Source organism: Methylobacterium terricola, assembly GCF_006151805.1.
In the GTDB taxonomy this organism is placed as follows: domain Bacteria; phylum Pseudomonadota; class Alphaproteobacteria; order Rhizobiales; family Beijerinckiaceae; genus Methylobacterium; species Methylobacterium terricola.
Genome location: NZ_VDDA01000043.1, coordinates 1 through 20,247 on the forward strand (window position 1 = coordinate 1; position 20,247 = coordinate 20,247).

15 protein-coding genes are annotated in these 20,247 nt (G+C 72.7%); 4 read left to right on the top strand and 11 right to left on the bottom strand.

Going from position 1 to position 20,247, the window contains the following annotated elements; genetic code table 11:
* Positions 1 to 311: 311 nt before the first annotated feature.
* The 3 genes from FF100_RS33690 to FF100_RS33700 form a co-directional block, all read right to left on the bottom strand.
* Complete coding sequence (locus tag FF100_RS33690; RefSeq protein WP_425463382.1) at positions 312 to 1,364, bottom strand: fatty acid desaturase; 1,053 nt, start codon at positions 1,362 to 1,364, stop codon at positions 312 to 314.
* Between the two features lie 396 nt (positions 1,365 to 1,760).
* Complete coding sequence (locus FF100_RS33695) at positions 1,761 to 3,917, bottom strand: TonB-dependent receptor (protein WP_246102678.1); 2,157 nt, start codon at positions 3,915 to 3,917, stop codon at positions 1,761 to 1,763.
* A gap of 342 nt (positions 3,918 to 4,259) precedes the next feature.
* A complete protein-coding gene (locus tag FF100_RS33700) occupies positions 4,260 to 5,039 on the bottom strand; it encodes a DUF502 domain-containing protein (protein ID WP_139040382.1) in 780 nt (259 codons plus the stop codon).
* A 90-nt stretch (positions 5,040 to 5,129) separates the two neighbouring features.
* On the opposite strand from FF100_RS33700, the gene FF100_RS33705 reads away from it, so the two are divergent.
* Positions 5,130 to 6,020: a DUF6925 family protein gene (locus tag FF100_RS33705; RefSeq protein WP_139040383.1), complete on the top strand. Its 891-nt coding sequence runs from the start codon at positions 5,130 to 5,132 to the stop codon at positions 6,018 to 6,020.
* 278 nt (positions 6,021 to 6,298) lie between these two features.
* Here the strand turns inward: FF100_RS33705 and FF100_RS33710 are convergent, their stop codons facing one another.
* Positions 6,299 to 6,448, bottom strand: coding sequence for a TFIIS helical bundle-like domain containing protein (locus FF100_RS33710; protein ID WP_139040384.1), 150 nt, complete (start codon positions 6,446 to 6,448; stop codon positions 6,299 to 6,301).
* A 93-nt stretch (positions 6,449 to 6,541) separates the two neighbouring features.
* Positions 6,542 to 7,438 (bottom strand): histone deacetylase family protein, encoded by an 897-nt coding sequence (locus FF100_RS33715; RefSeq protein ID WP_139040385.1) that lies wholly within the window; start codon positions 7,436 to 7,438, stop codon positions 6,542 to 6,544.
* 412 nt (positions 7,439 to 7,850) lie between these two features.
* Here FF100_RS33715 and FF100_RS33720 point away from each other — a divergent pair, with 412 nt between their 5' ends.
* Positions 7,851 to 9,881 carry an autotransporter assembly complex protein TamA gene (locus tag FF100_RS33720; RefSeq protein WP_139040386.1) on the top strand — a complete coding sequence of 677 codons (2,031 nt, stop codon included), beginning with the start codon at positions 7,851 to 7,853 and terminating at the stop codon, positions 9,879 to 9,881.
* Positions 9,882 to 10,129: 248 nt separating this feature from the next.
* A complete protein-coding gene (locus FF100_RS33725) occupies positions 10,130 to 14,401 on the top strand; it encodes a translocation/assembly module TamB domain-containing protein (RefSeq protein ID WP_246102687.1) in 4,272 nt (1,423 codons plus the stop codon).
* 31 nt (positions 14,402 to 14,432) lie between these two features.
* Here FF100_RS33725 and FF100_RS33730 read toward each other — a convergent pair whose 3' ends face one another.
* A complete protein-coding gene (locus FF100_RS33730; protein WP_171070443.1) occupies positions 14,433 to 15,842 on the bottom strand; it encodes an MFS transporter in 1,410 nt (469 codons plus the stop codon).
* Between the two features lie 103 nt (positions 15,843 to 15,945).
* Between FF100_RS33730 and FF100_RS33735 the strand changes: the two genes are divergently transcribed.
* Positions 15,946 to 16,857 (top strand): LysR family transcriptional regulator, encoded by a 912-nt coding sequence (locus FF100_RS33735; RefSeq protein WP_171070444.1) that lies wholly within the window; start codon positions 15,946 to 15,948, stop codon positions 16,855 to 16,857.
* 4 nt (positions 16,858 to 16,861) lie between these two features.
* On the opposite strand, the gene FF100_RS33740 is transcribed toward FF100_RS33735, so the two are convergent.
* The 5 genes from FF100_RS33740 to FF100_RS33755 form a co-directional block, all read right to left on the bottom strand.
* On the bottom strand, positions 16,862 to 18,445 hold the full coding sequence (locus tag FF100_RS33740) for an amidase (protein ID WP_205825136.1): 1,584 nt from the start codon (positions 18,443 to 18,445) through the stop codon (positions 16,862 to 16,864).
* A complete protein-coding gene (gene rutA, locus FF100_RS33745) occupies positions 18,442 to 19,524 on the bottom strand; it encodes a pyrimidine utilization protein A (RefSeq protein ID WP_139040390.1) in 1,083 nt (360 codons plus the stop codon). The genes FF100_RS33740 and rutA overlap by 4 nt, the downstream gene beginning before the upstream one ends.
* Positions 19,525 to 19,595: 71 nt before the next feature.
* On the bottom strand, positions 19,596 to 19,793 hold the full coding sequence (locus FF100_RS38745) for a type II toxin-antitoxin system VapC family toxin (RefSeq protein WP_425463380.1): 198 nt from the start codon (positions 19,791 to 19,793) through the stop codon (positions 19,596 to 19,598).
* Positions 19,794 to 19,820: 27 nt separating this feature from the next.
* Positions 19,821 to 19,967, bottom strand: coding sequence for a type II toxin-antitoxin system VapC family toxin (locus FF100_RS38750; RefSeq protein WP_425463381.1), 147 nt, complete (start codon positions 19,965 to 19,967; stop codon positions 19,821 to 19,823).
* Between the two features lie 41 nt (positions 19,968 to 20,008).
* Positions 20,009 to 20,242 (bottom strand): type II toxin-antitoxin system Phd/YefM family antitoxin, encoded by a 234-nt coding sequence (locus FF100_RS33755; RefSeq protein ID WP_139040391.1) that lies wholly within the window; start codon positions 20,240 to 20,242, stop codon positions 20,009 to 20,011.
* Between the last annotated feature and the right edge of the window lie 5 nt (positions 20,243 to 20,247).

Below are 20,247 nucleotides of genomic sequence, written 5' to 3' on the forward strand. Positions count from 1 at the left end.
GGCGAGGCGGGTGCGGCGGCAGAAGCGGGGCGATCGCAGACCAGAGGTCGTCGGGAAGAAGCGGGCGAGCCATACCACCCCAACGCCCAACAGACCCGATCGTGCCGTTCTGTTAGGCGCTCTTATTCAAGCATTTCCGTAAGCAGTGGCGTTCGCCGTGGGCAAACGCCCTTGCACTCATGGCCGTTGACCGAGGATCAGCGACCGAGGCTCGATTTTCTCCCGAGAGATGGGCCGGTTCAAGATCGGCAATGAAAGCAGATTTTCTTTCAGGTCGGGCCGGGGCGGAACGCGCCCCGCCCCTCCCCCGGTCACGCCGCCGGCGCGGCCGCGACCCGAAGTCCCGAGAACCCGATCAGCTTGCGCGAATCCTCGTCCCACAGCGCCAGCCCGAGGCAGCGCAGGCTGTCGCGCAGGGTCAGGCGGCCGACCTCGCCGAGGGTCGCGTGGCCGTCCAGGCATTCCTGGAGGCGGTAGTTCGGGATGCGGCTGTTGAGGTGGTGGACGTGGTGCAGGCCGACATTGCCGGTGAACCATTGCAGCACCCGCGGCAGGACGTAGTACGAGCTGCCGCCCAGCGCCGCGCGGTGGAAGTCCCAGGCCTCGGGCCCCTCCCACACGGTCTCCTCGTACTGGTGCTGGACGTAGAACAGCCAGCCGCCGATCCAGGCCGCGACGCTGACGACCGGGAGCAGCATCCAGAGCACCGGCCCGATCCCGCCGGCCGCCAGTGCGAGCAGCGCCACCAGAGCGGCGAGCGCGCAATCGAGGGCCAGCACGTCCCGCCACGCGGTGCGCCAGGGCACGCCGACGCCGAAGGGAAACCGTTGCAGGACCAGGAAGTTGAGCGGCGAGCCGAGGACGATCAGGATGAACGGGTTGCGGTAGAGGCGGTAGCGCAGCCGCTCCCAGCGCGACAGGGCGAGGTATTCGCGCACGGTCAGCGTATGGATGTCGCCGGTGCCGCGGCGGCTGAGGTCGCCGGTCGAGGCGTGGTGGAGGGCATGCGCCCGCTTCCAGCTGTCGTAGGGCGTCACCGTCAGGAGGCTCAAGAGGCGGCCGAGGCCGTCATTGGCGGCGCGGGAGGGCAGGAACGAGCCGTGCCCGCAATCGTGCTGGATGATGAACAGCCGGACCAGCAGGCCGCCGGCCGGCACGGCGAGCGGCAGCACCCAGAGTTCGTGGCCCTCCGCGGCCACCCACAGCATGAGGCCGCAGAGGGCGAGGTAGGGCAGCAGGGTGTTGGCCACCTGCCGCAGCGCCAGCCGCGGGATGGGGTCCCGGTAGGCGGCGCAATGACGCGCGATCTCGCGGGCCAGCGCCGCGATGTCGGGCCGCGTGGTCCCATCCCCGTCCCGGCGGATCGCCGCGGGGGTCGTTGTCTCGTCGGTCACGGGTGAGGGGCGATCCTGTCAGTCGAGCCGTCGGCCGCGGGGCCTAGGATCCGAGGTGGCGGAAAGATCCGGGGGCCGGGAAGCCTCCGACGCGACGATCGCGGAGGCAGGCGATCCCGTCGCGACGCGGGGCGGCCCGGGCGCCTCCCCGGCCGGTCAGGGCCCATAGCATTCTTCGCGCCGGCAGGGAGAGAGACTTGCCCGGGTGACGATGCGGCACGATCGCCCGGCCGCTGCCGTGGCGCCCCCTTCCCTCGCCCCGATGGTATCCTCCCGCCGTCGCCGACGGGAGGCAGGGGCCGGACACCCCTGTCGGGGGCGGCACCGATCAGAACCTGGCGATCAGATCAGAACCTGGCGATCAGATCAGAACCTGGCGATCACCTGCACCCGCACCGTGCGCGAGGCGCCCGGCGTGATGTTGTTGTTGGCGTCCGCCGTCGAGATGTAGCGGCGGTCGAACAGGTTCTCGACGTTGACCTGCGCCCGCACCCCCTCCGACACCTGGTAGAACAGGCCGAGATCGAAGCGGGTGACGCTCGGCAGGCGCACGGTGTTGTCGGACGATGCGAAGGTGTGGGTCTGGTTGATGACGCCGACGCCGACCGCGAGATCGGGCGTCAGGTTGAACTTGTTCCACAGGGTGATGGCGTTGAACGGCACCAGCGCCACCGTGTTGCCGGCCCGGATCACGGTCGAGCCGGAGCTGAAGCCGTTGACCACGCGGGCATCGGTGAAGGCATAGCCGCCGGCGATCTGCCACCAGTCGGTGACGAAGCCGTTGGCGCCGATCTCCGCGCCCTTGGTGTTGGTCTGGCCGGTCGCGAGGAAGAAGCCCGGCCGGTTCGGATCGGCGAAGCGCTGGTTGTAGCGGTCGAGGTCGTAGAGCGCAGCCGTGAGCTGGAGCAAAGGCGAGACGTCCCACTTCACGCCGACCTCGCGGTTCTCGAACCGCTCCGGCACCGCGATGGCGAGGCCCGGCGTGAGCGCGGCGAACTGGTCGCCGGCCGAGGGCAGGTAGGAGACGCTGTAGCTGCCGTAGAAGGCCAGGTTCTCCCACGGCTTCACCACGAAGCCGGCCCGCGGCGAGACCAGGTCGTCGATGCGTGCGGTGGTGACCTGGCTGCGCCGGTCGGTCGAGGCGAAGTCGAAATGGTCGTAGCGCAACCCGCCGATCAGCTGCAGATGCGGGCCGATCTCGACCTGGTCCTGGACATAGGCGGCGGCGAGGCCGAGATCGTAGCGGCTGTTGTTGCCCGAGGCGATATTGCGGAAACTCACCGGCACCCGCGAGACCGGCGAGAGCGGGTTGATCACCAGCGACTGGGTGCCGGTGGTGGCGAAGAAGCCGTCCTGCCGGAAGGCGAGACCGGTCTGGTAGCCGAGCTCGAAGCCGCCGAGCAGGGTATGGGCGAGCGGACCGGTGGCGAACTTGTAGGTGAAGTCGTTCTGGCTGAAGTAGTTCGTCCGCGGCGTGGTGTTGTTGTAGGCGCTCAACGTCATGCTGGTGCCGGCGGCGTTGACGGCGCTGCCCGGGAAGACGTTCTGGTAGAATTTGTCGTAATCGGCGAAGCGCAGCTGGCTGTGCAGCTGCACGCCGGACTCGAAGCGGTGGTCGAGGGTCGCCGTGGCGATGTGGGCGTCGACCCGGGCGTAGCTCAGATCCGGGTTGCCGAAATAGGTCGCGGTGTTCTGCCGGTAGCGGTAGGGCCGGCCGAATTGCGAGGGGATGCCGCGATCGGTGACGCGGTCGTCGTGGAAGTACTCGTAGGAGAGCTTGAGCGTGGTGTCGGGCCCGAGCACCAGCGTCCCGGTCGGGTTGAAGCCGTAGCGGCGGATATGGCCGAAGTCGCGGTAGGTGCCGGTATCCTCGACCACGCCGTTGAGGCGGAAGAAGGCGCTGTCCGAGAACCGGTCGCCGATATCGACGGCGAGGCGCTTGTTGTCGAACTGGCCGCCCTGGGCGACGATCTCGCGGATCGGGATCCCGTCCGCCTCCTTCAGCACCCGGTTGATGACCCCGCCGCCGCCGCCGCGGCCGAAGGTCATGGCATTCGGTCCCTTCAGCACCTCGATCCGCTCGACGTTGTAGAGGTCGCGGAAATACTGCACGTCGTCGCGGATGCCGTTGACGTAGAAATCGGCGTTGGAGCGCTGGCCGCGGATCACCACGTCGTCGCGGTTGCCCTCGCCCTGGTGCGGGATCACCCCCGGGACGTAGCGGATCGCCTCGGTGAGGCTCTGGAAGCCCTGGTCGCGGATCTGGCCTTGCGTCACCACGCTGACCGATTGCGGCGTATCGATCAGGGGCGTGTCGGTGCGGGTCGCCGTGGCGGTGCGCCTGGTGAGATAGCCGACCGTGCCGCCGCGGCCGGCCCCGGCTCGGGCCCCGGCCACGTCGATCGTCTCGAGCGGCATCTCGCCCTCGGGCGGGGCCGGTTGCGCCTGTGCCGCGGCAAGGGGCGCCAGCATCGTGGTGGCGAGCAGCATCGTGGCGCGGGCAGTCGCGGCCGGCTTCGTCATGGCGGGAATTCCGGTAGAATAGGGTTATCGTCTCGCGAGGGGCGCCCTGGTCTCGCGAGAGCTTGGCTGCCATTGCAGGCGCCGGTTCGCCGCGCAATCCGGTTGCGGACGGTACGAACACGATGTCTTTTTAACTGCTATAAGATGAAGTCGAGCGATGCGTGCCAACGGCTTGTCAGCACATTGATCCCGTCGGCCGTTTGCACTCGTTCGAGGAAGCGCCGCCGTGACGAACCGGAGGCTTCGTTGCTAAAATGCATCACGATCGTGACGCTTCGTATCGGGTGGATGGCCGCCCGTATCCCGAACGTGGGGCGCCCGCGCAGCCCCCTTGCCGCTGTGTCAGGCGTCCTGCCGGTCCCGCGCCGGGATCGCCGAAGATCCGGCCTGGATCGGCCCGACCTGCGCGACGCGCAAGCCCGCCGCCATCGCCTGAAGGCGGGTCTGCGGGTCCTCGGGCTGGATCACCCCGGCCGACATCACCAGCTTGGCGGCGTCGTCGACGCTGATCGACAATTCGATCACCTCGGCGCGCGGCAGGTAGAAGAAGAAGCCGGTGGTCGGGTTCGGCGCGCAGGGCAGGAACACGCCGACATGGTCGTGCTCGGCCCCGAGCGCGCCCTGCACGTCGGGTCCGGCCGGGGCCGACAGGAACACGATCGACCACGTCCCCTTCACCGGGAACTCGACGAGGCCGACGGTGCGGAACGAGGTGCCGCTGGTCGAGAACAGGGTCTCGAACACCTGGCGCAGGCCGCGATACAGCCCCGAGATCACCGGCGTGCGGGCGAGCAGCACCTCGCCGAACTCGACCACCGAGCGGCCGACGAGGTTGGCGGTGAGCGCGCCGAGCGTCGTCAGGGCCACGAAGGCGATGACGAGGCCGAGGCCCGGCACGCTGAACGGCAGGTAATGGTCCGGCAGGTAGGCCGAGGGGACCAGCGGCTTGACCCAGCCGTCGATCAGGCTGATGCACCACCAGGTGATGTAGATCGTGATCGCCAGGGGGCCGGCGACGATGACGCCGGTGAAGAAGTAGTTGCGCAGGCGACCGCGGACGCTGACCCGCTTGCGGGTCCCCGGTGCCTCCGGATCGGGGATCAACGGCGAGGGTTCCGACACGATCTGCGATTCTCGCTCCGGGCAGGCGCCCCCTGCCTGGGAAGAGGTAGCGGTTTGCTGCGCTGCGCTCAAGGCGGGGGCGGCCCTTTGATGACCGGACCGCAGCCCGATCCCGCCGCCCTGCGCAGGATCCTCCGTCAGTTCCTGGCCGATCCGGACGCGGCCTGGAGCCTCGGCGGCTATGGCGCGGGCGCCACCTTCCGGCGCGGTGCCGACGAGCCGGCGGGCGCGCCGTCCGGCGGGCGTCCCGGCCTCGTCACCCCTCGCGGTGCCCTGGTGCTGGGGGAGGCCCACACCCTCGTGCCGGTCGCCTACGAGACGGCTTTGGGGCCCGGATCCTGGAGTCACGCGCTCGCCCTGTGCCGGCCGCTTCACCTCCTGCCGCCCTGCCCCGTCCCGGCTGTCAGCGAGCTCGGGCCCGACGCCGAGGCGGCGCGGGAGGAGGACCGGGACGGCGTGCTGTTCGGCCTCGGCCTGCCCCTGCGCCAGGGGCGGCTCCTCGCCCGGGTACGGGGCGAGGCCGTCCGGTCGCTGCGCGTCGCCTGCGGCAGACCGGCCGACGCCGCCCTCTGGGCCGCGCTTCCCGGACTCGGGGCGGTGCTGGTGGCCGCCCGGGGCGGCGACCGCATCGAGGTCGTGCTGCCCGACGCGCATCCGGGGCCGCGGGCGCTGTGGTTCGACAAGCTCCTGCGCCAGGGCCGCCTGCACGCCGCCACGGCGCCGATCCCGGCGGGCCTCGCCCCGGTGATCCACCTGCACCCGCCGCATCCGGTGACGGCGGACGGTTTCGACGGGGAGCGTCACGCCGCGTTCCAGGCGCTGCTGGCGCGCTGGGGCGATTCGGACCTCGTCGCGCTCAAGAGCCGGATCCTGGCCGGGGAGTCGGTGGCGGTGCCCGACACGCGGGCGGCCCGCAACGCGGCGCGGGTGGCGCAGGCGCAGCGGCTTTGTCTCTCCGCGGGCGGGGCCGATCCGGCCTGAGCCAGGGGGGAAGGCCCTCCGGATTTCGGAACTCTGCTCCAAGAAAAAAGGCCGCCCTTGCGAGGCGGCCCGAAGTCTAGGGAGGAAACGCCCAAAGAGGGCTGCCGGACCGCGACGCCATCGCGGCCTGACATGCAGGAAGGTAGTCCTTCGCCGGTTTTTCGCAAGTGCGAAATCGCACGTTGGTCAATGGCGTCCTAACCGATCGCGGCCGCCGAAACGGCGACGCCCCCGCCGGATCCGGCGGGGGCGTCGGGCGACAGCGAGAGGGCCGGCTCCTAGCGGCGCAAGATCTTGGTGACGAGGCGACCGACGAGGTTGCCCGAATCGCTGTAGCCGTTCCGGTCGTCGTAGGGCCGGCTGTCGGGACGGATGCGGGGATCGTCGTTGCCGAGGATCTTGGTTACGATTCGACCGATGAGGCTCATCGTTTCCTCCGAATGGGTGGCGCGGGGTCCGTTCGCTGAATCAACGGCCGACCGGCTCGGCCGTTCCGGCCCTCATGCCGTACGCTCCTTGCCTCACCCCCGTTCCGCCATCGCCTCGAAGACCAGGGCATGGCGGGCGGCCAGCGCCTCGATGTCGGTGGCGTAGCCGCCGCCGATCACCGTGGCGAGCGGGATGCCGCGCCGGCGTACCTCGCCGACCACGAATGCCTCGCGCCGGCGCAGGCCCTCGTCGGTGAGCGCGAGGCGGCCGAGCCGGTCGTCGCGGTGGGGATCGACGCCGGCATTGTAGAACACGAGGTCGGGCCGCTGCCCGTCGAGCAGAGGCGGCACGTGATGGGCGAGCGCCGCCAGGTAGTCGTCGTCGCCGAGCCCGTCCGGCAGGCCGACATCGAGGTCCCCCGGCACCTTGTCGGTCGGATAGTTCTTCTCGGCATGCATCGAGAAGGTGAACAGGTCGGGCTCGTCGGAGAGGCAATCGGCGGTGCCGTCGCCCTGGTGCACGTCGAGGTCGATGACCAGCGCCCGGCGGATCGTGCCCTCGCGCTTCAACGCCAGGGCCGCCACCGCGACGTCGTTGAAGACGCAGAATCCCCGGCCGCCGTCGCGCCGGCCGTGGTGGCTGCCCCCCGCGGTGCTGCCGGCAAGCCCGCCCCGCAGCGCCAGCCGCGCCGCCAGCAGCGTCCCGCCGGCGGAGGCGAGCGAGCGCCGCGCCACACCGTCATCGACCGGCAGGCCGATCGCCCGCTCGACCGCCCGCGGCACCGTCGCGGTGACGACCTGCTCGACGTAGCTCTCGTCATGGGCGAGGCGGATCAGCGCCGGGCTCGCCGGCTCCGGCGTCACGAAGCCGTCGGGCACCAGCCCCCGCGCCTCGATCGCGGCGGCGAGGCGTCCGTACTTGCCCATCGGGAAACGGTGGCCCTCCGGCAGCGCGGCCTCGTAGGCCGGATGGAACACGACCGGGACCATGGGCGAGACCCTGTGAGAAACGGGGACAACACGAACCTGCACAACGCACCGGCCCGCCCGCCGGCGGGCGCGACCGCGCGCCGCGGCCAGCCGCGATCCTCCCCCCGGTGCCAGAGGGTTAGCGCGCCGTCGCGCGGAGGTTCAACCGAGCCGTCAGGTGATCCCGGACTCCCTTTCTGCCGGTCTATGCTCTAGCTTGTCCCGGGAAACGGCCGGTCCCCGGACACGGTTTGGACACGAATTCCCTTGACCCTTGGGTAAGACGTCTCATCACGGGGTCGGCACATCGTGGGGCGCGGGAGCCCCCAACGAACAGGATCCGCCGGCAGGCGGGCATGGGACACGCCGGTGGCGTGAGGTTCAGTATCCGGCAGCGCCTGGTCGGCGCCGCCTTGCAGCACGGCCGGGGGGCATGCGGGATCGGGTCGACCATCGCGGCGCGCCGAAGGCGCGACCGTCAGCGGGTTTCATCGGGGCGGGAGTCGCGCGGACAGGGGTCGCGCGGGCTCTCGGGCTCGGCCTCGCGCTCGGCCTCGGGCCGGCGGAGCCGGCGCGCGCCTTCGATTTCTTCGGCCTGTTCGCCTCCGACGAGGCGCCGCCGGCCCCGAGCCCGGCCGCCCTGCCCTATGCGATCCGCTTCCAGGGCGTCGAGGACGAGGATCTGCTGCGCGCCCTTCAGGACACGTCCAGCCTCTACCGCCTGCGCAACGACGCGCCGCCCGACGGCGAAGGCCTGCTGCGCCGGGCCGAGGCCGACGCGACCCGCCTCGTCGATGCGCTCTGGGGCTTCGGCTACTATGCCGGCCGGGTGTCGTTCCGCATCGAGGACGTGGTGCTCGGCGGCGACGCCTCCACCCGCGCCGCCGTGCGCGCCGCCGAGGCCGCCCGCAACCGGACCCTCGTGGCGGTGCGGATCTCCGTCGACCAGGGTCCGCTCTACCATCTGCGCCGGATCGCGGTGCTCGATCCCGCCGGCCTGCCGTTCCCGCCCGAGGCGGTGCCGGCCCGCCTCACCCGCCTCGGCGACGACGTGCCGGCCCGCTCGTCCACGGTGCTCGCCCGCGAGGCGGCGCTGATCGACCAGTTCCGCCGCGACGGCCATCCCTTCGCCAAGGTGCTGCGGCGCGAGCCGGTGGTCGACCACGCGGCGCAAGCCATGGACGTGACCTTCGTGGTCGATCCGGGACCGAAGGCGGTGCTCGGGCCGATCACGGTGCGGGGGACGCACAACGTCGACCCGGCGGTGGTGCGCTCGTTCATCTATGCCGAGCCGGGCGATCCCTACTCGCCGCAGGCGCTCACCGACATCCGCCGCTCGGTCTCGCGCCTCGAGGCGCTCGGCGGCGTGCGGGTGCGCGAGGGCACGGCGCTCGACGCGGATGGAGGATTGCCGGTCTTCGTCGACGTGACCGAACGCTCGCCGCACATCGTCGGCGTCTCGGCGCGCTACTCCACCGTCGACGGGCCGGGCGTGCGCGCCTACTGGGCCGACCGCAACCTGTTCGGCGGCGGCGAGACCCTGCGGATCGACGCCGACCTGTCCTATCTCGGGCTGGGCACCGACTATTACGCCCGGCGCCGGCGGCTCGCCGGCATCGAGACCAACGGGATCGGCGGCCGGCTCGCCGCCACCTTCGTCAAGCCGGCCCTGTTCGGCACCCGCAACGACCTCCTGGCCAGTGCCTTCATCGGCCGCGAGGTCCAGCAATCCTATCTCAGCGACGCCACCGGCGGTACGGTCGCGATCCGCCACCGCTTCGCCGACGCCTTCTCGGCCCAGATCGGGATCGACGGCCGGGCCGGCTCGGACCGGGATGCCCTCGGCCGGGTCGATTACGGCCTGCTCGGGCTCAATGCCGGCGTCACCTACGATTCGACCGACAGCCTCCTCGACCCGACGAAGGGCTTTCGCGTCACCGCCTCGCTCACGCCCTATGCCGGCCTCGGCAACAGCCCCGACCTCCTGATCGCCAAGGCGCAGGGCTCGACCTACTACGCCTTCGACGACGAGGCCCGCTACATCGTCGCCGCGCGCCTCGGTTTCGGCTCGGTCAGCGGCGCGAACCTCGCCGACATCCCGGCCTCCTTGCGCTTCTTCGCCGGCGGCGGCGGCTCGATCCGCGGCTACTCGTACCGCACCGTCGGGCCGATCGGCCCCTATCAGCTGCCGATCGGCGGCCGTTCGCTGCTCGAAGGCTCGATCGAGGGCCGGATCAAGATCACCGACACGATCGGCATCGTGCCCTTCGTCGATGCCGGCACGGCCTTCGCCGGCACCCTGCCGGATTTCGACGAGCGCATCCGCATCGCGGCGGGCCTCGGCCTTCGCTACTACACCGGCATCGGTCCGATCCGGGTCGACCTCGCGGTGCCGCTGAACCCCGACAAGCAGCTCAAGCAGCCGCCGGTCGCCCTGTATATCAGCCTCGGTCAGGCGTTCTGATGATGCAGCTGCGAGGACGTGTGCGGGACTTGTCCGCTTCCCCCCTTTCCCGGACGACTGGAGCGTCAGCGGAAGGAGATCCGGGATCCAGCATGAAAAGTCGCGAAGCGTCCGCCCGTCTGCAACGGTGCAGCATCAGGAGCCGCTTCGCGGCACAGCTCCCCTGGTTCCCGGATCTCCTGCCGCTTCGCTCTCGGCGTCCGGGAAAGGGCGGGGCAGCATCCCGCCTCCTCACCGCCGCCTTTGCCGTGGTTCTCCTGGCCCTCGCCTGGCTCGGCCACGCCGCCACCGGCGAGGCGGCAGAGGGCGAGACCACGATCCTCGGCGACCTCCTGTCCCGCGCCCTCTCGACCCCGACCTCGCGGGTGTCGATCGGCGCCGTCGACGGGGCGCTCTCCTCCGACGCCACGATCCGCGACGTCGCCATCGCCGACCGCAACGGCGTCTGGCTGCGCCTCGACAAGGCGCGGCTGATCTGGCGCCGGACCGCGCTCCTCTCCCGCCGCCTCGAGATCGACCGGCTGGAGATCGGGCGGCTCGAGGTGCTGCGCCGGCCGCTGCCCTCGGCGACCCCGCCGGCGCAGGACAAGGAGGCGCTGCTGCCCGACCTGCCGGTCAAGGTGGTGGTGAAGGCCTTCCAGCTCACCGACCTCGTCCTCGGCGAGCCGGTGATCGGCGAGGCCGCCCGCATCGCCGGCGCCGGACAGGCCACCCTCGGCGACCCGCGCGAGGGCCTCGATCTCGGCGTCGGCCTGCGCCGGCTCGACAAGCCCGGCACCGTCACGATCAAGCTCGCCTACGTGCCGCAGACCAACCGTCTCGACCTGAAGCTCGCCCATGACGAGCCGGCGGGCGGACTCGCGGCGCGGCTGATGAACCTGCCCGGCCTGCCGCCGGTCAGCCTCGACCTCGACGGGCGCGGCACGCTGGATGCCTGGAACGCCACCCTCGACTTCAAGGCCGGCGAGGGCATCGGCGCCGAGGGCAAGGCCCGCATCGACCGGGCCGGCCGCGAGCGCCGCATGGTGCTCGACCTCGCCTCCCGGGTCGAAGGATTGATGCCGGGGCCGCTCGCCGCAATCTTCGCCGGCACCACCCGGCTCGACGGCGATCTCCGCTTCGTCGACGACGGCGCGGTGCGGGTCGACCGGTTCGAGCTGACCTCGCGCACCGCGCGGCTGGCGGTGAACGGCGGCGTCGACGCGGCGCGCGTCGCCGACCTGACCCTCCAGGCGCGGGCGCTCCCGACCGAGGGCGGCGTCACCAAGGCGGGCGACGCGACCCTCGAGACCCTGGTGCTCGATGCGAGCCTGAAGGGCCCGTTCGACGGTCCGACCGTGCGGGGCACCTTGCGCGCCGCCGGCCTCTCGGCCGCGGGCAGCCGGCTGGGCCGGGCGAGCGCCGACCTCGTCGTCGAGCCGCTGCCGCGCCAGCCTGAGGGCCAGTCGTTCCGCCTCGCGGCGAATGCGGATGTCGACGGCCTCCACCTCGCCGATCCGGCCCTGCGGCGGGCGATCGGCCCGAAGGCCGCTGTCCGGCTCGCCGGCCGCATCGACCCGAACGGCGTCGCCGACCTCGAGACGGCGAGCCTGGAGGCCCCGACCGCCAGCGCCCGCTACACCGGCCGGATCGGCCGCGAGGTCGTGGCCGGCACGCTCCGGGCGGACCTGCCCGATCTCGCGGCGTTCTCGCTTGCCGCCGGCCGGCCGCTCGGCGGCCGGGTCGCCGCGAAGGCCCTGCTCTCCGGCGATCCCGGCCGGGCCGGAATCACCGCCGATGTCGAGGCGAGCACCGAGAAACTGTATCTCGGCACCCCCGCCCTCGACCGGACCCTCGGCCGCGAGCTCCGCTTCACCGGGCGCCTGACCCGGCTCCCCGACGGCTACGCCGTCCAGGCCGCGCGCCTGACCGGGCATGCCGTGACCGCGACGGTCGACGGCCGCGCCACCGAGGCCAAGGCCGACATGACCGGCCGGGTCGACCTCACCGACCTCGCGACCCTTGATCCCGAGCTCGCCGGCAAGGCGGGGCTGGACGCCCGCCTCACCGGCTCGCTCGAGCGCCCGGACGTCGCCCTGACCCTGTCGGCGCCCGAGGCGCGGGCGATGGGCCGGCCGCTGCGCGACCTTGCGGTGCGGGCTCAAGTAACCGACGTCACCGGCGCCCTCGACGGGACGCTCGCCCTGTCCGGCCGAGTCGACGGCAAGCCGCTCGCCGGCGACCTCCACCTCGCCCGTCGCGACGCCGATTGGCTCCTCGACAAGCTCGCCCTCACCCTTGGCTCGGTGGCGCTCTCGGGCCGCGGCGCGGTCGATCCGGCCTCCCGCCTCGCCGAGGGCGAGGTGTCGCTGAAGGCCGGCGATCTCGACGACCTCTCGGCCCTGGCGCTCACCCGCCTCCAGGGGCGCGTCACGGCCGCCATCACCCTGTCCCGCACCGGCGGCCGGCAGGACGCGACGATACGGGCGACCGGCGAGGGCGTGCGCGGCGCCGGCGTGGCTGTGTCGCGCCTCGACGCCGACCTCGCCGGCACCGACCTCTGGCGGAGCCCCCGGGTCTCGGGGCAGCTCGCCGCCGACCGGGTCGTCGCCGGCGCGGAGACCATCGAGGCCGTCCGTCTCGACGCGAAGCCCGCGCCCGAGGGCAGCGACCTCGCGCTCCAGGCCCGGGCCCGCGGCTTTGCCCTCGACGGCGCCGCCCGGCTGGTGCCGGCGGCGCATCCGCGGCTCGACCTCACGCGCTTCAGCGCGGTGCGCGGCGGCGACCGCCTGGCGCTGGCCGGGCCCGCGACGATCACGTTCCGGGACGAGGGCGTGACGGTCGAGCGGCTCGCCATCGCCGCCGGCTCGGGACGGGCCAGCCTCGACGGCACGATCGGCCAGCGCCTCGACCTGCGGCTCGGCCTCAAGAGCCTGCCGCTCGCCATGGCCCGCATCGCTGCGCCGAGCCTGAGCCTGTCGGGCATCCTCGACGGCGAGGCCTCGCTCGCCGGCCCGGCCGCGAGCCCGGAGGGACGCTACGCCCTCAGCGTGTCGCGCCTCGTGACGCCGGAGACCCGCTCCGCCGGCCTGCCGCCGATCGACGCCCGGGCCTCGGGCCGGATCGAGGATGGCCGTGCCGGGATCGACGGCACGGTGACGGCCGGGCGCGGGGTGCAGCTCACCCTGTCCGGCTCGCTGCCGGTCGAGGCCGGCGGCACCCTTGCCCTGCGGACCCGCGGCACCATCGACGCCGCGCTCGCCAACACCCTGCTGGCGGCGGGCGGCCAGCGCCTGACCGGCCGGGTCGCGCTCGATGCCGGGATCGGCGGCACGCTTCAGGCGCCGCGGGTCGACGGCGCGGCCACGCTCACCGGCGGCAGCTTCACCGACCCGCTCAACGGCGTGAGCCTCACCGACATCCAGGGCCGGGTGACCGGCCGCGGCGACACGCTGGTGATCGAGCGCCTGACCGCCGCCACCCGCAACGGCGGCACCGTGCAGGCGCAAGGCCGCGTCGCGGTCGAGCCGGCGGCGGGGTTCCCCGGCAACCTGACCATCCGGGCCGACCGGGCCGAACTGGTCTCGAGCCCGCTGATGACCCTGATCACCGGCCTCGACCTGTCGCTGACCGGGCCGCTCGCTCGCACCCCGCGGGTCTCCGGCCAGGTCGACGTCGTCTCCCTCGACGTCTCGGTGCCGGACCGGCTGCCCGCGACCGTGCAGCCGCTGCCCGGCATCCGCCACGTCAACGCGCCGCCCCAGACCCGCGCCCGTCTCGCCGCGCGGGCAAAGCGCGAGGCGGCGGCGCGGCGCGGCCGCAAGGCCCCGCCCTTCCTCGCCACCCTCGACCTCGCGGTGAACGCGCCGGGCCGCATCACCGTGCGGGGCCGCGGCATCGACGCGGAACTCGGCGGGTCTTTGCGTCTCACCGGCACCTCGGCGGCCCCGGTGGCGAACGGCGCCTTCGCGATGCGCCGCGGCCGAATCCAGATCGTCGGCCAGCGCCTCGACTTCGCCCGCGGCCGCCTGACCTTCGCGGGCGACCTGACCGCGCCGGACCTCGACTTCCTGGCCCAATCCCAGGCCGGCGACGTCACGGCGAAGATCGCCGTCACCGGCCCGGCCAACCAGCCCGATTTCGCCATCTCCTCCGAGCCGCCCCTGCCGCAGGACGAGGTGTTGTCGCGCCTGCTGTTCAAGAAGGCCTCGGGCGGCCTGTCGCCGTTCCAGGCCCTGCAGCTGGCCCAGGCCGTCGCCCAGCTCTCCGGCGGCGCCGGCGGGCCCGACGTGTTCGAGAGCGCCCGCAAGGGGCTGGGCCTCGACAGCCTCGACATCCAGGCCGGCGCGAAGGGCGGCGCGGCGGTCGGCCTGTCGCGGGCGCTCAGCGAGCGGGTCAATGTCGGGGTGCGCGCCGGGGCGCGGCCGGAGGACAGTGCGGCCACCATCACCTACGACGTGACCGGGCGGATCAAGGTGCAGGGCGAGGCTGGGGCGGATGGGCGCACGGCCGTGGGCGTCGGGGCGGAGTGGGAGTATTGAGCCCGGGTACTCCTGTACCCGGCTTGAGGCCTCACCGCGGCCGATCCGAGCCGCCCGGTAGCGCGAAGCAGGCGCCGAGCCCGACCAGGCCGGCGATGGCCGCGGCGGCGAACACCGCGGCGTAGCCGGTGCCGCCGGGCGTCGTCGGCGCCAGCACCCCGAGCGCCGCCACGCCGAGCGCGAACCCGGACTGACGCGCCACCATCGTCAGCGCCGAGGCCATGCCCGCCGCCTCGGACGGTGCGAGCGCCACGATGGCGCCCGTCAGCTGGGAATGGGCGAGGGCCGACCCAGCCCCGATGGCGGCCATGCCGACGAGGGCAAGGGCGACGGCCTGGGAGCCGGCGAGCGCCGTTCCCGCCAGGACCGCGTTCCCGCCGGCGATCAGCGCCAGTGCGCTCCCGAAGGTGCGCCGCCAGCCGCACTGCCGGACCATGCGACCGCCCGCCGGGGGCAGCACCAGCATCGGCAGCGTCGCCGCGAGGAGCGCGAGTCCGGCCTCCTGCGCGCCCATCCCGTGGGCCGCCATCAGGAAGGCCGGCAGGGAGACGAGGACGGCCCAGTAGCCGGCCGAGATGGTCAGCAGCAGGACGATGACCGCCTTCACGCCGCGATCCGACAGGAGGGCCGGATCGATCAGCGGATGTGTCCGCCGGCCTTGCCGGCGCGCGAAGGCGACCGTGAGCGCGAGGCTCATCGCCACGCCGGCCAAGCCCGCCAGCGGGGCGGCCTGCGCCTGCAGGACGCCCTCGACCGCGAGACCGAGCGCGCCGGTCAGGACCAGCAGCCCCGGCCAGTCGAGCGGAGGCGTGACCCTCCTCCGCGCCTCGCCGACGAAGCGGGGAATGGCCAGCGCGATCAGCCCGCAGGGCAGGATGTTGGCGAGGAAGATCGCGGGCCAACCGAGCCAGGCGGCGAGCAGGCCGCCCAGCGTCGGCCCCAAGGCCATCGCGACGCCCGACAGGATCCCGATGAGCGCCAGGGCGCGGGCCCGCAGGGCGGGATCCGGGAAGGTGCCGGCGATCGACGCGATGGCCCCGGTGATCAGGAAGGCCGCGCCGATGCCCTGCGCGGCGCGGGCGACGCACAGGGCGGGCGCGGTTCCGGCGAGCGCGCAGGCGACGGACGCAGTGGCGAACAGGGCGTTCCCGAGCAGCAGGGCACGGCGCCGTCCGTGGCGATCCGCCAGGGCGCCGGCGGCCAGCAGAGCGGCCGTGAAGGCGAGGCTGTAGGCGTCGATGACCCAGGCGAGGCCCGGCATGAAGAGGCCGAGGTCGCGGCCGATCTCCGGCATGACGACGACGAGCGCGGTCACGTCGAATTGCGTCAGGAAGGCGCCCAGGCCGAGCACGCAGGCGGTGAGGCGGGCGCGCCGGTCCCAGAGGGCGGTGGTCAAGGTAACGGGGGCTGGGGTGACGGAGGGTTCGCGGGGGATGCTCATGGCCGTCATCAGCCGGGACCGGGGCAGACGAAGCAAATGAGAGTTGCACCGGCGCGCATGAATGCGTTTCATGGCGCCTCGTATCGGGCACAGGACGAGGCCGATGCACCGCTTGCCCCCCTTCCCCGGCCTCGTGGCGTTCGACGCCGTGCTGCGGCATGGAAGCGTGACCCGGGCCGCCGCGGAGCTCGGCCTCACCCAGAGCGCCGTCAGCCACCGGTTGCGCGGGCTGGAAGACTATTTCGGCGCGCCCTTGCTGGAGCGGCTGAACCCGGGCCTGCGGCCGACCCCGGCGGGCGAGCGCCTCGCGCAGGACGTCGCCCCGCTGCTCGGGACGCTGGCGGGGTTGCGGGAGCGGGTCGCCGGTGCGCGGGCCGCGCGGCCGTTCCGGATCGGCGTCAGCAACGCGCTCCTCGCCTGGTGGCTCTCGCCGCGCCTCCCCGACCTGGCGGCGGCGTTCCCGGCCGTCACGATCGAGGTGACGACCCGCGACAGCCATCCCTGGGACGGCAAGCCGGGCACGGTACCCGAGGAGACCGATCTGGCGTTGCTCTGGATCCCGCGCGAGGCGCAAGGAAGCAGCCGGTGCGAGGTGGCGTTTCCAGTCGAGACCGTCTTCCCGGTCGTCGCTCCCGTGCTGCGTCGCGCCTGTCCGGGCTCGGACTGGCGCCGGCTGCCGCGGCTCGCCAAGGGGCCGGCCGCCGACGGCATCGGCAATGAATGGTCCTGGGCGACGTGGCTCGGCGATGACGGGCCGCCGCCGCCCGCCATGCGCTTTCGCGACATCAGCGGGGCGTTGCAGGCAGCGCAGGACGGCAACGGCATCGTGCTGGCGCGCTCGCTCCTCGTCGCCGACGCGCTCCGGCGGCGCCGGTTGACCCGGCTGGTGAGCCGGGCCGAGATGCGACCGTCCTCGAAGATCCAGGTGGCGCGCTGGCGCGATCGGGCCGACGCGGTCGCGCCCGCGATGGCGGCGTGGCTCGTCGCGGCCGCAGGGACGACCCTCGCGCGGTGAGCGGTCACCCCGCCTCCGGCGGCGTCTCCCGGTGATGTCCCGTCTCGCGCTGGAACGCCGCCCCCACGCTCAAGCACACCGCATCGTCGTAGGGCTTGCCCACCACCTGCGCGGCGACCGGCAGGCCGGTGCGGCCGCGGCCGGTCGGCAGCATCAGGGCCGGCAGGCCGGTATAGTCGAACAGCATCGTGTTGCGCGGCAGCACCGCCTGGAGCGGGTGGGCCTCGCCGTCGACCTCCACCGTGAGGCTGTCGAGGGATGGCGCTTCGCCGCCGAGGCCCGGCGTCACCAGCACGTCGACATCGTTCAGGGCATCAAGGACTTGGCGCAGCACCACGGGCCGGCGGCGCAGGGCGCGCAGGTAGTCGGTGGCGGAGAACAGCCGGCCCTGGTCCATCCGGGCGCGGGTGCCGGGATCGAGGGCGGCGGCGCGGTCGAGGTCGGGCTCCTGGAGCGCGGCGAGTTCCGCCATCACGATGGTGTAGCCGTCCTGGTGGGCGGTCGCGACCGGGCCGAGATCGACCGGCACGAGGCGCGCCCCGCCGCGTTCCAGCACCCCGAGCATGGCCTGCCAGGCGGCGAGCACGGCCTCGTCCTGCATCGTCGTGAACCAGCCCTCCGGCACCCCGACCCGGAGGCCGGCGAGGCCCCGGGCGCGCGACGCGTCGTAGCGGCCGGCGGCGTGGGGGTCGGCGCCGTCGGGTCCGGCGATCCAGGGCATCACCCGGGCGAGGTCGGCGGCCGAGCGGGCCATCGGTCCGACATGGTCGAGGGTCCAGGAGAGCGGCGCGACGCCGGTGCGCGGCACGAGCCCGCGGGTGGGTTTAAGGCCGGTGATGCCGCACCACGCCGCCGGCACCCGGACCGAGCCGCCGGTATCGGTGCCGAGCGCCAGCGGCATCAACCGGGCGGCGAGCGCCGCACCGGAGCCGGTCGAGGAGCCGCCGGTCCAGCGCGACCGGTCCCACGGATTGCCGACCGCGCCGTAGCGCGGGTTGTGGGCCGAGCCGCAGGCGAATTCGGTGGTGGCGAGCATGGCGAGCGGGATCGCCCCGACGGCCTTGAGCCGCGCCACCACGGTCGCGTCGGATTCCGCCACCCGGTCGCCGGTGAGGCGCGAGCCGCAGGTCACGGCCGCGCCGGCGCAATCGATGATGTCCTTGACGCCGAACGGGATTCCTTCGAGGGGCCGCGCCGTCCCCTCCCGGATCCGCCGGGCGCTGTCCTGTGCGGCCTCGTCCGCCCCTGGCACTCTGGCCAGCACCGCGTCGCGGCCGGACGGGTGGCGGGCGATGCGGGCCTGGAGCGCCGCGACGAGCGCGACCGGATCGGTCGTGCCCGCCGCGTAGGCGGCCTTGAGGGCGCCGATCCCGAGGGTGTGCGGCAGCCCGTCCTCGACCGGCGGCAGGGGTGGGGCGGCGGGCGCCGCCTCCCCGGTCGCATCGGCCGCCTGCCGCAGGCGCCGCTCGGCTTGAGCCGGCTCGGGCGCGTCGCGCTCCCAGGCCGAGGGCAGGTCCCGGGCCGGCGCGCCTTGCGCCACCGTGCCGGCCAGGATGGTGCGGGCGATCAGCGCGTCGGAGACGCTCACGCGGCGATCTCCAGGCGGCCCTGCCGGCAGGCCATCAGCGGCTGGATCCGGGTGCCGAAGATGTCGAGGCCTTCGAGGAAGTCGTCGAAGGTCAGCATGATGCCCTTCACCCCCGGGACGGAGGCCGCCTCGTCGAGCATCCGCGCCACCTTGGCGTAGGAGCCGACCAGCGTGCCCATGTTGAAGTTCACCGCGCCCTCCGGCAGGTTCATCCAGGTTGCGGTCGAATCGGCCGAGGCGTTCTTGTCCTGCGTGCTCTGGTCGAGCATCCAGGCGAGCGCCGCGACGTCGGCACCCTGGCGGTAGGCCATCCAGCGCTCCTCCGCCGCCGCGTCGGTCTCGTCGGCGATCACCATCATCAGCACGTAGGAGCCGACGTCGCGCCCGGTCTTGGCCGTGGCCTCGATCAGCCGGGCGCAGGTCGGCGCACAGGCGGTCGGCGTGTTGAGGCCGGTGCCGAGGACGAAGTTGTAGTCGGCGTAGGTGGCGGCGAATTCCATGCCGCGCCCGCTCTGGCCGGCGGCGACGATCGGGATCGGGCCGGAGGGCGCCGGCTTCATCATGCAGCCCTCCATCGTGAAATGCTCGCCCTTGAAGTCCGAGGTGCCGGTCTCCCACAGCTCCTTCATCACCCGGACGTACTCGGTGGAATAATCGTAGCGGTAGCCGAAATACTCGTCGCCGGGCCACAGGCCCATCTGGGAATACTCCGCCTTCTGCCAGCCCGAGACGATGTTCACCCCGAAGCGGCCGGGGGCGATCGAGTCGATCGTGGTCGCCATGCGGGCGACCAGCGCCGGCGGCAGGGTCAGCACCGCGGTCGAGGCGAAGAGCTTGATCCGCTCCGTCACCGCCGCAAGGCCGGACATCAGGGTGAAGGATTCGAGGTTGTAGTCCCAGAACTCGGTCTTGCCGCCGAAGCCGTGCAGCTTGATCATCGAGAGGGCGAAATCGAGCCCGTACCCCTCCGCCTTCTGCACGATCGCCTTGTTGAGGGCGAAGCTCGGCTTGTATTGCGGGGCCGCCTCCGAGATCAGCCAGCCGTTGTTGCCGATCGGGATGAACACGCCGACATCCATGTGCGAAGCTCCGGGTTCCGGTGGGCGGCGATGGGACCGTCCGGACGGGGCTTTGCAGGATCGGGGCCGTTTCAGGTGGAACTCAGCGCGTTCGCGATGTCGGTGCGGGCGACATCGTCGCCGACCAAGAGCAAGGGGCACCGGCGCGCCCTGGCCAGTGCGTAGGCGAAGCAATCGCCCAGGTTCAGGCCGGCCGGATGCACACCCTTGCCCCATTGGGCGTAGGCCGCCGCGCAATCATGCGCCATGGCGGCCGTGACGGGGATCACTTCGAAGGCGAGATCATCGACCAGGGTTCACACACCCTCGGCGACGTTCCGCCGACCCGACACGATCATGGCTTCGGTCAAGCTGCCGGCCGAGATGAGGATGCGAGGCGTGGCGACGAGCACGGCCATAGATGCTGCGGCCCGTGCTTCGTCCTGAGCGATGGCGAGCAGCACGGAGGTATCGACCACGATCAGCGTGGCAAACCCTCGTCGTCCTAGAGGAAGTCCTGGCTCCGGGCAGCCGACGGTCCCGGGGTTGCCTTGGCGCGGCCGGCCTCCCGGACCGCCATGATGACCCGCTCCCGCTCCTCCACGGATTGCGGCGCCCTCACCGGCACGAGCCGTACGGCGGCCCGGCCTTGGCGGGTGAGAATCACCTCGTCGCCGGTCTCTGCCCGCCGCACGAGGTCGGGCAATTGCCCTTCCGCTTCCGCAACGGAAACCTTCATGACGT

What these genes read in the sequence shown, in the direction of transcription:
- FF100_RS33730 (WP_171070443.1), bottom strand. Translation starts at nt 15,842, where the DNA reads ATGAGCATCCCCCGCGAACCCTCCGTCACCCCAGCCCCCGTTACCTTG.
- FF100_RS33710 (WP_139040384.1), bottom strand. Translation starts at nt 6,448, where the DNA reads ATGAGCCTCATCGGTCGAATCGTAACCAAGATCCTCGGCAACGACGAT.
- FF100_RS33735 (WP_171070444.1), top strand. Translation starts at nt 15,946, where the DNA reads ATGCACCGCTTGCCCCCCTTCCCCGGCCTCGTGGCGTTCGACGCCGTG.
- FF100_RS33720 (WP_139040386.1), top strand. Translation starts at nt 7,851, where the DNA reads ATGCGGGATCGGGTCGACCATCGCGGCGCGCCGAAGGCGCGACCGTCA.
- rutA (WP_139040390.1), bottom strand. Translation starts at nt 19,524, where the DNA reads ATGGATGTCGGCGTGTTCATCCCGATCGGCAACAACGGCTGGCTGATC.
- FF100_RS33705 (WP_139040383.1), top strand. Translation starts at nt 5,130, where the DNA reads ATGACCGGACCGCAGCCCGATCCCGCCGCCCTGCGCAGGATCCTCCGT.
- FF100_RS33695 (WP_246102678.1), bottom strand. Translation starts at nt 3,917, where the DNA reads ATGACGAAGCCGGCCGCGACTGCCCGCGCCACGATGCTGCTCGCCACC.
- FF100_RS33715 (WP_139040385.1), bottom strand. Translation starts at nt 7,438, where the DNA reads ATGGTCCCGGTCGTGTTCCATCCGGCCTACGAGGCCGCGCTGCCGGAG.
- FF100_RS33755 (WP_139040391.1), bottom strand. Translation starts at nt 20,242, where the DNA reads ATGAAGGTTTCCGTTGCGGAAGCGGAAGGGCAATTGCCCGACCTCGTG.